The organism is Labilibaculum sp. K2S (assembly GCF_030372765.1).
In the GTDB taxonomy this organism is placed as follows: domain Bacteria; phylum Bacteroidota; class Bacteroidia; order Bacteroidales; family Marinifilaceae; genus Labilibaculum.
Window position 1 is genome coordinate 20,815 of record NZ_JAUCMW010000009.1, and the last position, 15,632, is coordinate 36,446.

Consider the following 15,632-nt stretch of genomic DNA (forward strand, 5'->3'; position numbering starts at 1 on the left):
ATTAAAGCTTTGTTTACTATACTATTGAAGCTTTGAGCTTTTCGAATATCTTAAGAGACACCCAAGCATCAGTAGCTGCATATTTTAATTGTCCGAAACTTAACTCTTCAGCTTCCCAGTTGGAAACCTGCTGGCGCTTCGAGATTCTGAAATTAAGAACAATAGCTGACAGTTTTTTAAGAGAGAAACTTTCAATCCCAAACTTTGAGACATATTCCTGCAACTCAAGAAAACCGTTGGCATCAAAATCATTTACTTTTTGTAATCCCTTAATATCATCTTTTATAGCCGCACCTACTTTTAGTATTTGTGGATCAGCAAGAAGATCAAGCAATTGCTCAGGCAATCCTATTTTATTTATCCTGAAAAGGAAAGTCTTGGAATTAGCCGCCAACTGCAACAAAGCTACATCGTTAACTCTTCCCTTTTTAAATGACGGTCGCGTTTCTGTATCGAATCCCAGAATTGGAAATTTTTTCAAATACTGAACAGCGTCATCCAGTTCCATGTCTTGATCGACCAGAACAATTTCACCATCAAAGCCCTGTAATGGCAATTCGTTTACTTCTTCCTTTGTAATTGATTTTTGAAATGGTAACATCTATTACTCTTTTTCTAAGGAAAACATGAATTTATTTTCCCATCTATTGATCCTCTTCTCCCCATTCTCTTTTCCTCTGCGAAAAGATTGAGTCACTTAAATCGATATTATCTAATTTGGGGCGATCTGAATCTTCAATCTCCTCATCAAGATTTTCGTTTTTGGCCACCAAATTATGAATTGACCGCAATGAATTTACTAAATTCTGTCCCCAATGTTGATAGAAACTATTATTTAGATCCCACAATGCCTCGTTCATCACATCCATTGTGCCAATTCTGTAGGAGGTAAGGAAATCCTTTATATCCTGATAAATATCGGCAAAATTTTCTGATATAGAAGCAACAACAGGTGTTTCACTATATTCCATATCTTCTTCGAACACTTCAAGATACTGATCGTGAGCTCCCATTTTTGACTGAACCGAAGAATGAATGAATTCCCAATCCGACTCAGAAACGAATTTTTCAATCTCTTCCTCTAAGTCTGTTTCATTTTTAGGCAACAAACATGCCTTTAGGTAAAGCAAAGGCAATAATTTCTGAGCTGTTTCTATAAAATCAATCTTTGATATCTTAGCACAGGTTTCCAACAGCAAACAAAACTCATTGGCAACTGCTACAAACTCGATAACATTTTTTGAATAAACAATATGGTCAAACTGATCTTTCATCTTCTATCTAATACTATAAGCATGCAAAAATAATAAGATTTTACGAATATTTGGCAGAATAGTAATATACTACTGCTTACAAAAGAATAAAAACAAGAGTTAAAAGGAGATCCAACGAACACGATTGCCATTTAAAGACTCAACCTCTTCATTGTCTTTCAAAAAACGAATCACCTCCAAAACCGATTCTTCTGAGTGTTTCGACACTTTAATAATCTCATCAACACATAAAGTTTCCTTGCCCAATGTGGCGTAAATTTCATTATAAATCTTAGTAAACTCGTCCTTACTCAAGCCATTTCCCTCCGCCTCTTTGCAAATATCACATTGCCCGCATTCAGGAGCGTATTTTTGTCCAAAATACTCCAATAAATATTTCGACCGACAGATGGTTGTTGTTTCAGCGTAATTAATTACCGCATTAATTTTCTGAGATAAATTTTCCTTTCGATCCTGATAAACTTCTTTCGTAAACTTTATAAAATTAAGCGGTAATCGTTCCTGCGTATAAATAATGAATGGTGTTTTTTTTCTGGGAATGTATTGAATCACCTTGTATTTAGATAATTCTTTCAAATAAAAAATAATTAACTCCTTAGACGTTTTTGTCCGTTTTGCCAGTAAATCAATATTAACAGGAACAAAATCGGTAAATAAACCGGTAAAAGACCGAAGAAGAACTTTTATAAAAGCATCAAAATCTTTATTGGCTACCTGAAATTTATACAAATCATCTCTTTCAATTCGAAAATGTATTCTTGATTCGTGTTCCAAATCATCAGTAAGCTCCAAATATCCCGCTCTTTGCAAAACCTTTAAACTATTAAAAGCCTGAAGTACATTAAATTTGAAATTATGGCAAAACAAAGCTAAATCGAAATCGAAAACTGCATCCTTTCCTGCCCCCTCAGCAACCTGCAGAAAGTTCCCCACCGATTGATACACTCTTTTGATTGTGTCTTTTTCAGGAAAAGAAGTAGAAATCCGTTTCAACAATTGTACTCTGTCCGGTTTCGAGTAAAGCAATACTGCAAAGGCTTTTTTCCCATCGCGACCAGCACGGCCGGCCTCCTGAAAATAAGCTTCCAACGAATCGGGTAAATCCATATGAACTACGGTTCGCACATCAGCTTTATCAATACCCATTCCGAAAGCATTGGTCGCGACCATAACCTGAAAAATGCCCCTTTTCCATCTGTCCTGACGAAAATCCTTCACCTCATTTGGTAAACCGGCATGATAATATTCCGCCCTGATATGATTTGTTTTTAAAAACTCGGCTAATTCTTTACATCTTTTTCTACTTCGAACATATACAACCGAACTTCCCCTCTGCTTGCTGAATATTTTTAGCAGATATCTCTTTTTATCTTCAACCTCCCTAACCAGATAAATTAAATTCCTGCGTTCAAAACTCTTCCGAAAAACATTCTTCTCCTTAAATCCCAGTTTATCCTGAATATCATTAACTACATCAGATGTTGCCGTAGCTGTTAAAGCCAAAACCGGCACTTCGGGAAGCAACTCCCGCAAGTGTGTTATTTTTAAATAAGCAGGCCGAAAATCATAACCCCATTGCGATATGCAATGCGATTCATCAACTGCAATCAGACAAACATTCATTTGCCTTAATTTTATTTGAAATAAATCTGAACCTATCCGCTCGGGCGAGATATATAGAAATTTAATATTTCCGAATAAACACTTATCCAGAATAATTTCAATTTCTTTATGCGTCAATCCTGAATACAGAAGTTCAGCCTTAATGCCTTTGTCTTTTAGGTTTTGCACCTGATCTTTCATTAGAGCGACCAAAGGAGAAACAACAAGACATATCCCTTCCATCGCCAATGCAGGAATCTGAAAAGTTAAAGACTTCCCTCCTCCTGTTGGCATTAAACCAAGCGTATCCTTCCCATCTGCAACAGATTTAATAATCTCATCCTGCAAAGGTCGAAAACCTACATAGCCCCAATATTTTTTTAGAATCCCGTTAAAACGATCCATTGAACTGAATAACAACTAATTTGATTAAAAAAACACGATTTCGAAAGATAAATAACTAATTAAAAATAGTAACTTTTGAAATGAATCAACTAATTAACACTTTTTAGAATTCAGAACGATCTCTGTTCCACTATTTTTTTGTAATTTCGCATGCAATTTAAATCTAAAATTATTGCATAATGTCATTTGTTTCTGATAAAATTATTTCTGACGGCCTGACTTTTGATGATGTACTTTTAGTTCCTGCATACTCGGAAGTATTACCCAGAGATGTAAATTTAAAAACCCGTTTCACCCGTAACATTACTCTGAACACTCCAATTGTATCAGCAGCAATGGATACTGTAACCGAATCGGCTTTAGCCATCTCTATTGCCCGTGAAGGTGGAATTGGCGTCATCCACAAAAACATGAGTATTAAATCTCAGGCCAAACAGGTTATGACTGTGAAGAGAGCAGAAAATGGGATGATTTATGATCCTATTACTATTGCTTCCTACAAAACAGTTAAAGATGCATTGGCATTGATGAAAGAATTTAAAATTGGTGGTATTCCTGTTGTCGAATCAGACAAATCATTAAAAGGTATTGTGACCAATCGTGATCTTCGTTTCGAGTTGGATATGGATCGTCCTATTTCTGAGATAATGACCAAAGAAAATTTGGTAACGACTTCGGTCTCAACCGACCTCGAAAAGGCCGCCGCAATTCTTCAGGCTTATAAAATTGAGAAATTACCTGTTATTGATTCCGACAATAAATTAATTGGCCTGGTTACTTATAAAGATATCACCAAGGCAAAAGATAAGCCTTTGGCATGTAAAGATGAAAAAGGGAGACTAAGAGTAGCTGCAGCTGTAGGTGTTTCAGGCGATACTCTTGACAGAATTGAAGCATTGGTGCATGCAAATACCGATGCAATTATTATCGATACAGCTCACGGCCACACAAAAGGTGTAGCCGATCTGCTTAAAATTGCGAAGAAAAGATTTCCAGACATGCAGTTTGTTGTTGGAAACATTGCAACTCCTGAAGCTGCTTTATTTTTAGTTGAAGCAGGTGCTGATGCTGTAAAAGTTGGTATCGGTCCTGGTTCTATTTGTACTACACGTGTAATTGCAGGTGTTGGCGTTCCTCAGCTTACCGCGATTTTTGAAATTGCCAAAGCCCTTGAAGGAACTGGTGTTCCTGTAATTGCAGATGGTGGTTTACGGTATTCAGGAGATATCGTAAAAGCAATAGCTGCCGGTGCAGATTCAATTATGGCAGGTTCACTATTTGCAGGCGTTGAAGAGTCACCAGGAGAAACAATCATTTACAATGGTCGTAAATTTAAATCATACCGAGGTATGGGATCCATTGAAGCCATGCAGCAAGGATCAAAAGACCGTTACTTTCAGGATGCTGAAGATGATATCAAAAAATTAGTTCCGGAAGGAATTGTAGCCCGTGTACCTTATAAAGGAACCCTTTATGAAGTTATCTATCAATTGGTAGGTGGACTAAGAGCCGGAATGGGTTATTGTGGTGCTCCTAATATCGAAGCACTTCACAATGCTAAATTTGTAAAAATAACCGCTTCGGGAATGGCAGAAAGTCATCCTCATGATGTTGCAATTACCCGCGAAGCTCCAAATTACAGCAGATAGTCATATCTGATATTTCATGATAGCCTGTCGCGTACAGGTTATCATTTTTTTTTGCGGTTCAATGATCACATTAAATCTGCTAAATGAAGAGAGTATTCTTTTATCTATCAATAATGCTGTGTTGCCAAATGGCAAGCTTTGGGCAATCACATCCAACAGATACTCTTTTTACCATAAACAACACTCCTTTCTCTTCTCAGGAGTTTAAAGAACTATACCAGGCAAACCATCAGTTATCTATAGAAGAAGCTCTGAATCTTTACATCCTGTTTCAAGTTAAATTAGCCGAAGCAAAAAAAATAAGGATTGATACACTTCCTGAAGTAAAACACGAATTACAAATCAACAGAGACATAGCCCTTAATTCGTTTCTTTACCCTACAGTTATAACAGAAGAAAAAACGAAGGAAGCTTTCAACCGGATTCAGTATTTTCTTAGAGCGAGACATATTTTAGTGAAAATCAGCAAGCGAGCTAACGATACACTTGCAGCTTATCAGAAAGCACAGGAAATTTATCAGGATCTGTTACAAGGAAGATCATTTGAAAAAACAGCACGAAAAAAATCAGATGATCAATCGGTAAAAGAAAACCATGGAGAATTAGGTTATTTTACCGCATTCGACATGGAATACCAGTTTGAATCTGCTGCTTACAAATTGAAGATCGGCGAATTTTCGAAACCCGTAAGAACGCAATTTGGCTACCATATAATTCAAATTCTAGAAAAAATACCAAATCCTGGAAAAGTAAAAGTCAGACACATACTTCTGGAGTACCAACCCGAAAATGAATCGGAAATAAAACAACAAATTGATTCGCTTTATGCAATGCTTATGGAAGGTACTGATTTCGCACAATTAGCAAAAGAGAATTCCGCAGATAAAAGATCAGCTCCATCAGGAGGAATTCTTCCTTGGTTTGGATTATTTGAAACACACCCGAAAATTGAAGAAGCTGCATTTCAACTAAAAGAAATTGGAGAAATATCGAAACCCGTTAAAACTGATTTCGGATATCATATTTTACAATTAACCGATACAAAAAACTATTCTTCATTAGACAATTGCAGAGAAGAAATTCAACACCTAATTGCATCAGACAGTCGTTCAAAACTAAGTACTGAAGAATTGATAGCCAAAATAAAGAAAGACTATCAATTTAAAGAAAACAGAGAGCTTCTTTCTAATTTTTATTCCATTTTAGATTATGCCTATGCTGATTTATGGGAACCTCTTTTCACAATAGCAGGAAAGGGATATACTCAAGAAGATTTTGCAAATTATCTTAGTCAGCAGGCATCTAAAGATATTTATGAAAATTTTATAGAATACATTAACCGAATTTACGATAATTTCTCAAACAATAGTATCTTAGCCTTTTACAAAAATCAGTTACTTGAGAGCAATAACGATCTTATAAATCTGATTCAAAATTATGAAAACAGGGTGTTAATTCTGGGCATTACAAAACAAAAAGTTTGGCTGCCGGCAAAACACAACAATACAGGTTTGATGGAATTCTATCAAAACCAGATAAATAGATACAACAACAATGTTGATTTTGAAAGCATTAAACAAGAGGTTACTTCTGATTACAAAATGTATTTAAAAGAAGTTTGGGAAGATCAATTGCGAAAAAAATACAAAATTGAAATCTCACAATCAGCATTAAACAAAATAGTTCAACAACAAAATGACTAAATATTCCTTACTATTATTACTTTTTGTAATTTTTTATTCATGCAGTTCGAATAAAAGTAAAAACGATAAGCCAATAGCAAAAGTAAACGACAACATTCTTTATTTAAGTACCGTTAAAGAGGTAATTCCAAATGGAATCAGCAAGGAGGACAGCCTTCTTATTGCCCAAAACTATACACATCAGTGGATTAAAAAACAACTTATTATATCAAAAGCAGAACTCAATCTGACTGAGGAAGATAAAGATGTTAGTAAGATGGTTGAAGACTACCGATCATCACTAATAATTCACAAGTACCAGCAACAATTAATAGAACAGAAAATTGACACTCTGGTTAGTCAATTTGAAATCGATAATTATTACAGGAGCTATTCGGCCAATTTCATTTTAAACCGAAACATTCTTAAGGCATTGTATATAAAAGTACCTATTCCGGTTCCTAATCTTTCAAAAGTTCAAAAGCTTTACAAATCGGAAAAAGAAGACGATTGGGCTGAATTGGAAGATTACTGTTTTCAGAATGCGACAAAATTTGATAATTTTAGCGATCGTTGGATTTATGCGCAGGAACTTTTGAATAAACTTCCAGGTAGTATAAATGATGAAGATAAGTTTCTGAAGCATACAAAATACTATGAGACAAGCGATTCAACACATCATTACTTTGTGAAAATTCAGGAATTTAAACTAAAAGACAATCTTGCTCCTTTGCCTTTTGTTAAGGAAGACATTAAAAAAATATTATTAAACAAACGTAAAATTCAGTTTATTAAAAATTTGGAAGAAAATATTTACAGAGATGCTGAATCCAAAAACAAATTCAAAATTTATTAATCCATAAAATATGCATAAAATTTTCAAGAAGTTCAATACTCTTTTAGCCTTGATTTTAATTGGCGTTTTTTCTGCCAATGCTCAAGATAATGTGGTAGATAAAGTAATTGCTGTTGTTGGGAATCAGGTGGTTCTAAAATCGGATGTAGAAAACAGATTTTTAAGCATGCAAGCTCAGGGATACACTTCCGGGAGTGTTGATTTAAAGACTGAAATATTTGAAGATCTTTTGATTCAACAACTAATGATTGCCCAGGCGCAAGTTGATAGTATCGAGGTAACCGATCAGGAAGTTGAAGATCAGCTGGAACGCAAGATGGAAATGTATATTCAACGTATTGGATCCAAAGAAAAACTGGAACAATATTTCAACAAAAGCATTATTGATATGAAAAACGATCTTCGTGACGATACCCGCGACGAACGTATCAAAGAAAAAATGCAGGCTGAAATCACAAAAAATATTCACATCACTCCTGCTGAAGTACGGGAATTTTACAATTCTATTCCTCAGGATAGCCTGCCGACTATTCCAGGCGAACTTCAAATTCAGCAGCTTGTAAAATACCCTCAGGTTTCGGACAATGAAAAAGACAGAATCAGAACCAAGTTAAGAGGATATCGGGAAAGAGTTCTAAACGGCGATAGCTTTGCAACACTTGCAGTTCTTTATTCGGAAGATCCTGGAAGTGCACAAAAAGGTGGAGAGCTTGGATATATGCCACGATCTAATTTAGTGCCTGAGTTTGCAAATGTAGCCTTTAACTTAAAAACAGATAAAGTTTCGAAAATTGTTGAGACTGAATTTGGATTCCATATTATTCAGCTAATTGACAGAAAGGGAGAACGTATTAATGTTCGTCATATTCTTCTGAAACCCAAAATTGAAGAGGAAAAAAGAACCTCCGCTATTCATAAACTGGACAGTATTGCCGATTTAATTCGTGAGGACAAAATGGATTTTGCAGAGGCTGCCTTTTATTTCTCAGATGACGAAGACACCAGAAATAACGGGGGATTACTTGTAAATCCTTATACCGGAGCCTCTCAATTCGAGAAGGATAATTTACCTCCGGCAGTATCTAAAGCTGTAAACGATCTTAAACTAAATGAAATATCTTCAGCTTTCTTAGATGTTACAGGAGGTAAGGATGCCTATAAGGTGATTAAAATAAAATCGGAAACAAAAGCGCATAAAGCAAATTTATCTGACGATTGGAGCATATTTGAAAATATGCTGACAAACCAAAAACAACAAAAGATTCTGAACAAATGGATTTCTGAGAAACAAGAAAAGACCTACGTTCATGTTGATGACACCTATAAAAATGCTAAATTCCGATTCAAAGGCTGGATAAAGTAAATAAAATACCGATATTATTCTCAGACACAGCCTATGCTGTGTCTGCTTTATTAACGGCAATAATCAATAAGAAATCCTATGAATTTTAAAACTGAAGTTGAAGCCGCAAATGCCCTGCAAGCAGATTACCAAAAATTAACTGCTGAAATCAGGAAAAAAATATATGGACAGGATGATATTATCAAAAAAGTATTAATCTCTATTTTTAGTAGTGGACATTGCTTACTTGTTGGCGTTCCTGGCTTAGCTAAAACACTCTTAGTAAACACAATAGCTCAGGTTCTTGATTTAAAATACCAGAGAATTCAGTTTACTCCCGACTTAATGCCTTCGGATATTATTGGAACTGAAATATTGAACAATGAAAGAAAATTCAACTTTATTCAAGGACCTTTGTTCGCAAACATTCTTCTTGCTGATGAAATAAACCGGACTCCTCCAAAAACTCAGTCGGCACTTTTGGAAGCTATGCAGGAACAAATGGTGACAGTAAACGGTAAAACTTATCAGATTCAGAAACCGTTTTTTGTACTTGCCACGCAGAATCCTATTGAACAGGAAGGAACCTATCCCCTTCCTGAAGCACAGTTGGATCGATTCATGTTTAGCATATATCTGGACTATCCAAAAATTGAAGACGAGTTGGCAATTGTTGAAAACACAACTTCTGGCAAAGAAATTGCTCTTGATAAAATAATGTCGGCTGAACAGATACTATACTATCAGAAATTAATTCAGAAAGTCCCGATTAACAGAAACGTATTGGAATATGCTGTAAATTTAGCAGCCAAAACAAGACCAAACACTGAGAATTCTCATAGTATGGCCAACGAATACATTAATTGGGGAGCCGGGCCAAGAGCATCACAATATTTAGTGATCGGCGCCAAAACAAATGCTTTACTATCAGGAAAATATTCTCCGGATATTGAAGATGTAAAGGAGGTTGCAGTATCAATTCTTCGGCATAGAATTATGAAGAATTACAAAGCTGAGGCTGAAGGAATCAGCATTGAAAATATCATACAAGAACTCTTAAAGTAATAAAGAATGCTTAGCAAAGCTAACCGATACATATTTATAATAGTTACAAGCATTATCTGCCTGGCAAATCTTTCGTCTTCTGCTCAAAAGAAGTCGAAAGTGCTGATTAAAAATTCGAATACAGCTCAGTTTATTATGAATACAGATCCTGCGTTGACCAAATTTTTGGGCGATGTTTTTATCACGCATGGAGATATTAAAATGTACTGTGATAGTGCTTATCAAATTGAAAAATTAAACACTCTTGAGGCATTTGGGAATGTTCATATTATTAATGCCGACACTGTTCATATTTACGGAGATTACTTAAAGTATTTTGGCAACACAAAATTTGCTGAAATGAGAGATAATGTGAAGCTGGAAAACAAATCGGTTACAGTAACAACACAATTTCTTGATTTTGACATGAACGAAAGTGTTGGATATTATTTTAATGGCGGCAAAATTGTCGATTCAGATAATGTTCTTACCAGTGATATTGGAAGGTATTACACCAAACAAGAGCTGCTGTTTTTTAAAGATAGTGTTAAAGCTGTAACTACTGATTACACACTCTATTCAGATACTTTAAAATACAATACGGTTAACAAGGTTGCTTTTATTTTAGGGCCAACTAAAATTGTTGGAGAGAAAGAAACCTTATATTCGGAAGATGGCTGGTACAATACAGAATCAAATATCTCTCAGTTCTTTAAAAACACAACTCTTGACAGTAAATCGTATCAAATTAAAGGCGACAGTATTTATTTGGATCGAAACAACGAACTTGCCCGTATCTTTAAAAATGTTGAGTTGCGCGACACGGTGAATAATTTAATACTGAAGGGCAATTATCTTGAAACGTTTAAGAATACTGAGGAGGCTCTTATGACCGATTCTGCAGTCTTTATTCAGATTACTGATAGTGATTCACTGTTTCTTCATTCCGACACTTTAAAAATTGAAAAAGACAGTGCCAAATTTGAACGAATTAAGGCTTTCCATCATGTGAAATTTTACCGTACAGATTTGCAGGGAATTTGCGATTCGTTGGTTTATACCATGCAGGATTCGACCATCAGATTATTCAACGATCCTGTTCTTTGGGCACAACAAAACCAAATGGTAGCAGATACAATCGGTATTGAAACCCAAAATGAAGCAATTCGTTATCTGCATTTTAGAGGATCTTCCTTTTTAACAGCAAAAGAAGACTCCACTTTCTTCAATCAGATAAAAGGTAGAAATATGCTCGGGCACATTAAAGACAATAAGCTTTACAAACTTGATATTAGAGGCAATGGTGAAACTTTATATTACCCTGTTGATAAAGAAGTAATTATGGGAATGAATATTGCCAAGAGCAGTAATATCAGTATTCTTATCGAAAACAATAAAATTGATAAAATTATCTTTCTTAAAAAACCTGACGGCAATATGTATCCCCTCTTTGAAGTAGAAAAAGAAATGAAATTTCTTAAAGACTTTCAATGGCTTGAAGAATACCAACCAAAATCTAAGGAAGATATATTCATCTGGAAAGAATATACGCCCATTCGAAAATTAAATTCATCCGCAAAAAAACCAATAAAAAAAGGGACTTTATAAAAAGTCCCTTTTTTTTATATTTTAATATTCATCTTCGTTGAATAGAAAATCTCCTTTGCTTGGATAATCAGGCCAAATATCTTCAATACTTTCGAAAATCTCACCTTCTTCCTCAATTTCCTGCAAGTTTTCAATCACTTCCAATGGTGCTCCGGAACGGATCGCATAATCAATTAATTCATCTTTGGAAGCAGGCCAAGGTGCATCTTCTAATTTAGTGGCTAATTCAAGTGTCCAGTACATATATTTAATATTTTATTAGGTTCTTTTATTATTCTGCGAATATAATTTTTTTTTTTGAATTTACAAGTCAGGCTTCCATTTAATTTCATCAGCTCCTGCATCATGCAAAACCTTACGTGAAAGCACGAATAAATAGTCCGAAAGTCGATTTAAATACTTCAACAATAGTGGATTTATATTTACATCATTTGATAGTTGATTTGCCCGGCGTTCTGCTCTTCGGCATACCGTTCTTGCAACATGACAAAATCCGTTAGCCAAACTACCCCCGGGCAATACAAAATTATTGAGTTCAGCCAACTCTTCATCCATCCGATCCATTTCTTGTTCCAATAAAAGAATATCCGCTTCTACGATAGGTAACTTCTCCTTCAAATCAGATTTTTCCTCATCGGTTGCCAACCTTGAACCAATTAGAAACAATTTATTTTGAATCTCAAACAAAATCTCTTTTGATTTAGACTCAATATCGTGTGACCGGATCAACCCAATATAAGAGTTTAATTCATCAACGGTACCATAGGCTTCCAATCGCAAGTGATGCTTTGGAACTCGTGTTCCTCCAATCAAACCTGTTGTACCAGAATCACCGGTTTTTGTATATACTTTAAATTTAGTCATTGTGTGTGAGTGTTTTAATTTGCTCCTACATCTGGGATATTTTTAGACCCTACAGCATAGCTACTACAAAGATAAAATTTCATAGAATCTATGCAATAGCTAGAACCTATACTTTCTTACATAATCTTGTTTCTGCATTCCGTCTTTTGAAATAAGAATTCCCAAATGAAATAAATCCAGACTCACGGAAACTCTCTCCAGTTTCTTCATCTGTTTCCAAAAGAGGTTAATCGTATCGTTTTTATGTGGATTTTGAATAACAATCATGCAATTATCTGCAAGCAACAGTTCACAATTCAGAATAAAATCAGACAAAATTTCGTTACTGGTATTTTCAGAAAAAACAAGAAAATCATAATTTGGATTTTGCTCCAAAATCTCATTATAGTTAAAACTCTTATAATTCTGAATTCCCATATAGTTCCGAAAAATATCATCTGAATATTCTGAGAAAACAGTTTCCCGATCCAGACATGAAATATTATTCCGGGAATCAAGTTTTGCCATGTAAGCAAGGGAGAATCCTATTCCGCCACCAAAATAAGCTGATTTTTCAGCATGCCAAAAGTTCATCAGGCGAAACAGCAATCGATCCAACGCTTCTGTCGATTTAATAATTTGAATTTCCTCTTTGTACTTCTTTGCCAAATCCTTACTAATCTCATCATCCCCCAATCTTGATTTTAGCGCATTCACAATAATCTTCCGATAAGGAAATAACTGACCAAATGCATAGTAAGACAATTTTGCCTCAATTACATTAACAATCAGGTGAAAAGTAAAGGGTGAATGAACCCCAAATCCTTTTCGGCGAAAGGCCTTTAAGCGATATAAACGTTTCTTTAATTTGTAGCGGATTCGACCCATAATTACATAAAACTAGAATTGGCGAATTTAATCGTAAATTTGAATTTCTTCAAATCCTTAAGCCAAGATATCACCTGTTGCAGGCATTATCTTAATAATATTTAGTGATAATATGGCATAAGATTAAGCAATCATTTCTTTAAAATAAAAATTTTTCAATTTACTTTTGTTTGTACTTTTAGATTTTTAAAGCATTTTCACAAAAGGACAAAATTTTATTCCTCCTTATAATATAGAATTAGAATCGTTAGAATCGTTAGAATGTCAGAATTAGCTGGACTCGACATAAAATTTTTAGCAGGCGTTGGTCCCAAAAGGGCTTCCATCCTTAATCAGGAATTATCGATTTACAGTTACGAAGATTTACTGTATCATTTTCCTTACAAATATATTGACAGAACTAAATTCTACGAAATCAGTGAAATTCACTCTAAACTACCATACATTCAGGTAAAAGGTGAGATAACCAGTATTGAGGTAATTGGAGAAAAAAAACAACAAAGACTCGTTGCATATTTTACTGATGGAAAAGGTGTAATGGAATTGGTTTGGTTTAAGGGAATTAAATACATTAAAGCAAGCCTTAAACCCAAGACTGAATACATCGTTTTTGGTAAACCCTCCGAATTCAATCGGAAAATAAATGTAGTTCATCCTGAACTTGAAGAGAGTGAAGCCAAAAATGGGAAATTGAATGCTTCCCTGCAAGCTTTTTATCTGACTACCGAAAAGATGAAAAGTAGTTTTATCAACTCTAAAGCAATTCACAAACTTCAGGAAAATGCCTTACAATCATTAAATGGGAAAATTCCGGAAACACTTCCGGCAAGTTTGACAAGTAAATTAGGATTAATTAATCTTCATGAAGCTCTTACTCAAATTCATTTCCCTAGCAATACAGAAATACTAAAAAAAGCCACCTACCGCTTAAAATTTGAAGAACTGTTCTACATTCAGCTAAACATTCTTAAAATGAAGATGAAGCGCAGGGTGCTTTATCGTGGTCATCAGTTCACTAAAATAGGAGAAAACTTTAACCAATTCTTTCAAAACAATCTTCCATTCGAACTTACGGATGCTCAAAAAAGAGTGATCAAAGAAATTAGAAAAGATGTTGGTTCGGGAAAACAAATGAACCGCCTTTTACAGGGCGATGTGGGAAGTGGCAAAACAATGGTTGGATTGATGTGCATGCTAATTGGACTTGACAATGGTTGTCAGTCCTGTTTGATGGCTCCAACTGAAATTTTAGCTACTCAACACATGGAGTCCATCAGTGAGTTTTTAGAGGGACTTGATATTAAAGTGGCTTTGCTTACCGGATCAACCAAGCAGAAAGACCGCAAAATTATTCATGAACAATTACTAAACGGTGAGTTGCAAATTTTGATTGGAACTCACGCTCTTTTAGAAGACATAGTTCAATTCAACAACTTAGGTCTGGTTATTATTGATGAACAGCATCGGTTTGGTGTTGCTCAGCGGGCACGATTGTGGAAAAAAAACAACATCCCTCCTCATATTTTGGTGATGACTGCAACACCTATTCCCAGAACTCTTGCCATGACTCTGTATGGTGATTTGGAAGTTTCGGTTATAGATGAGTTACCGCCAGGGCGAAAACCAATACAAACGGTACACTACTTCGAGAAAAGAAGAAAACAGGTTTACGATTTCATGAAAAAGCAGATTGATTTGGGAAGACAAATTTATTTGGTTTATCCGATGATTAAAGAATCTGAAAAAATGGATTTCAAAAATCTGGAAGAAGGATACGAGAGTATTTCTCACTACTTCCCTGCTGAAAAATACAGCATAAGTATGGTTCATGGGAAAATGAAACCTGCTGAAAAAGAAGCGGAAATGCAGCGTTTTGCAAAAGGGGAAACTCAAATAATGGTAGCAACAACAGTTATAGAAGTTGGTGTAAACATTCCAAATGCATCAGTAATGATTATTGAAAGTACAGAACGGTTTGGTTTATCCCAACTCCATCAGTTACGTGGTCGGGTTGGTCGTGGAGCCGAACAATCCTACTGCATACTAATGTCTTCCTACAAAATCTCTAACGAGTCGCGAAAGCGAATTGAAACAATGGTTCGTACGAACGATGGCTTCGAAATTGCCGAAGTAGATTTAAAACTTCGTGGTCCCGGAGATATTGAGGGAACTCAGCAAAGCGGAATTTCTTACAACTTAAAAATTGCCAATCTTGGTAAAGATGGTCAGTTGCTTCAATATGCAAGAGATGTTGCTCAGGAGATACTTGACGATGATCCCTTGCTCGACAAGGAAGAAAATTTCACTCTTGCAAAACAGGTGAAACGACTGAGTAAAACCAAAATAAACTGGAGTGTAATCAGCTAAAAAAATAAATACATCGAGATATAAAACAGCGAAACCCTTTTGGAATTTCGCTGTTTTTTAATGTGAGAATAT

General features: G+C 35.3%; 13 protein-coding genes. 7 read left to right on the top strand and 6 right to left on the bottom strand.

Features of this window, described 5'->3' with window-relative positions; translation table 11 throughout:
* Window positions 1-16 precede the first annotated feature (16 nt).
* From QUH73_RS11705 to QUH73_RS11715, 3 genes are all read right to left on the bottom strand, one after another.
* On the bottom strand, window positions 17-601 hold the full coding sequence (locus QUH73_RS11705; RefSeq protein ID WP_289530623.1) for a 3'-5' exonuclease: 585 nt from the start codon (window positions 599-601) through the stop codon (window positions 17-19).
* A 43-nt stretch (window positions 602-644) separates the two neighbouring features.
* Window positions 645-1,274 carry a DUF5063 domain-containing protein gene (locus QUH73_RS11710; RefSeq protein WP_289530624.1) on the bottom strand — a complete coding sequence of 210 codons (630 nt, stop codon included), beginning with the start codon at window positions 1,272-1,274 and terminating at the stop codon, window positions 645-647.
* 99 nt (window positions 1,275-1,373) lie between these two features.
* Window positions 1,374-3,281 carry a RecQ family ATP-dependent DNA helicase gene (locus QUH73_RS11715; RefSeq protein ID WP_289530625.1) on the bottom strand — a complete coding sequence of 636 codons (1,908 nt, stop codon included), beginning with the start codon at window positions 3,279-3,281 and terminating at the stop codon, window positions 1,374-1,376.
* Window positions 3,282-3,460: 179 nt separating this feature from the next.
* On the opposite strand from QUH73_RS11715, the gene guaB reads away from it, so the two are divergent.
* From guaB to QUH73_RS11745, 6 genes are all read left to right on the top strand, one after another.
* Entirely contained in the window at window positions 3,461-4,930 is a 1,470-nt protein-coding gene (gene guaB / locus QUH73_RS11720; protein WP_289530626.1) for an IMP dehydrogenase, read from the top strand.
* Between the two features lie 83 nt (window positions 4,931-5,013).
* Window positions 5,014-6,633 (top strand): peptidylprolyl isomerase, encoded by a 1,620-nt coding sequence (locus tag QUH73_RS11725; protein WP_289530627.1) that lies wholly within the window; start codon window positions 5,014-5,016, stop codon window positions 6,631-6,633.
* Window positions 6,626-7,468, top strand: a complete 843-nt coding sequence (locus QUH73_RS11730; protein ID WP_289530628.1) for a hypothetical protein — start codon at window positions 6,626-6,628, stop codon at window positions 7,466-7,468. The genes QUH73_RS11725 and QUH73_RS11730 overlap by 8 nt, the downstream gene beginning before the upstream one ends.
* A 10-nt stretch (window positions 7,469-7,478) precedes the next feature.
* A complete protein-coding gene (locus QUH73_RS11735; protein WP_289530629.1) occupies window positions 7,479-8,831 on the top strand; it encodes a peptidylprolyl isomerase in 1,353 nt (450 codons plus the stop codon).
* A 78-nt stretch (window positions 8,832-8,909) separates the two neighbouring features.
* Window positions 8,910-9,875 carry an AAA family ATPase gene (locus QUH73_RS11740; RefSeq protein ID WP_289530630.1) on the top strand — a complete coding sequence of 322 codons (966 nt, stop codon included), beginning with the start codon at window positions 8,910-8,912 and terminating at the stop codon, window positions 9,873-9,875.
* Between the two features lie 6 nt (window positions 9,876-9,881).
* The gene (locus tag QUH73_RS11745; protein ID WP_289530631.1) at window positions 9,882-11,462 is read left to right on the top strand and encodes an OstA-like protein; all 1,581 of its coding nucleotides are present in this window, start codon (window positions 9,882-9,884) and stop codon (window positions 11,460-11,462) included.
* 21 nt (window positions 11,463-11,483) lie between these two features.
* On the opposite strand, the gene QUH73_RS11750 is transcribed toward QUH73_RS11745, so the two are convergent.
* The 3 genes from QUH73_RS11750 to QUH73_RS11760 all read right to left on the bottom strand — a co-directional run bounded on the left by QUH73_RS11750 (window position 11,484) and on the right by QUH73_RS11760 (window position 13,193).
* Entirely contained in the window at window positions 11,484-11,705 is a 222-nt protein-coding gene (locus QUH73_RS11750) for a DUF2795 domain-containing protein (protein WP_054714819.1), read from the bottom strand.
* A 60-nt stretch (window positions 11,706-11,765) separates the two neighbouring features.
* Window positions 11,766-12,326 carry a cob(I)yrinic acid a,c-diamide adenosyltransferase gene (locus tag QUH73_RS11755; protein WP_289530632.1) on the bottom strand — a complete coding sequence of 187 codons (561 nt, stop codon included), beginning with the start codon at window positions 12,324-12,326 and terminating at the stop codon, window positions 11,766-11,768.
* Window positions 12,327-12,425: 99 nt separating this feature from the next.
* Window positions 12,426-13,193, bottom strand: a complete 768-nt coding sequence (locus QUH73_RS11760) for a hypothetical protein (RefSeq protein ID WP_289530633.1) — start codon at window positions 13,191-13,193, stop codon at window positions 12,426-12,428.
* Between the two features lie 261 nt (window positions 13,194-13,454).
* On the opposite strand from QUH73_RS11760, the gene recG reads away from it, so the two are divergent.
* Window positions 13,455-15,560 carry an ATP-dependent DNA helicase RecG gene (gene recG, locus QUH73_RS11765; protein ID WP_289530634.1) on the top strand — a complete coding sequence of 702 codons (2,106 nt, stop codon included), beginning with the start codon at window positions 13,455-13,457 and terminating at the stop codon, window positions 15,558-15,560.
* The last annotated feature ends 72 nt before the right edge of the window (window positions 15,561-15,632 follow it).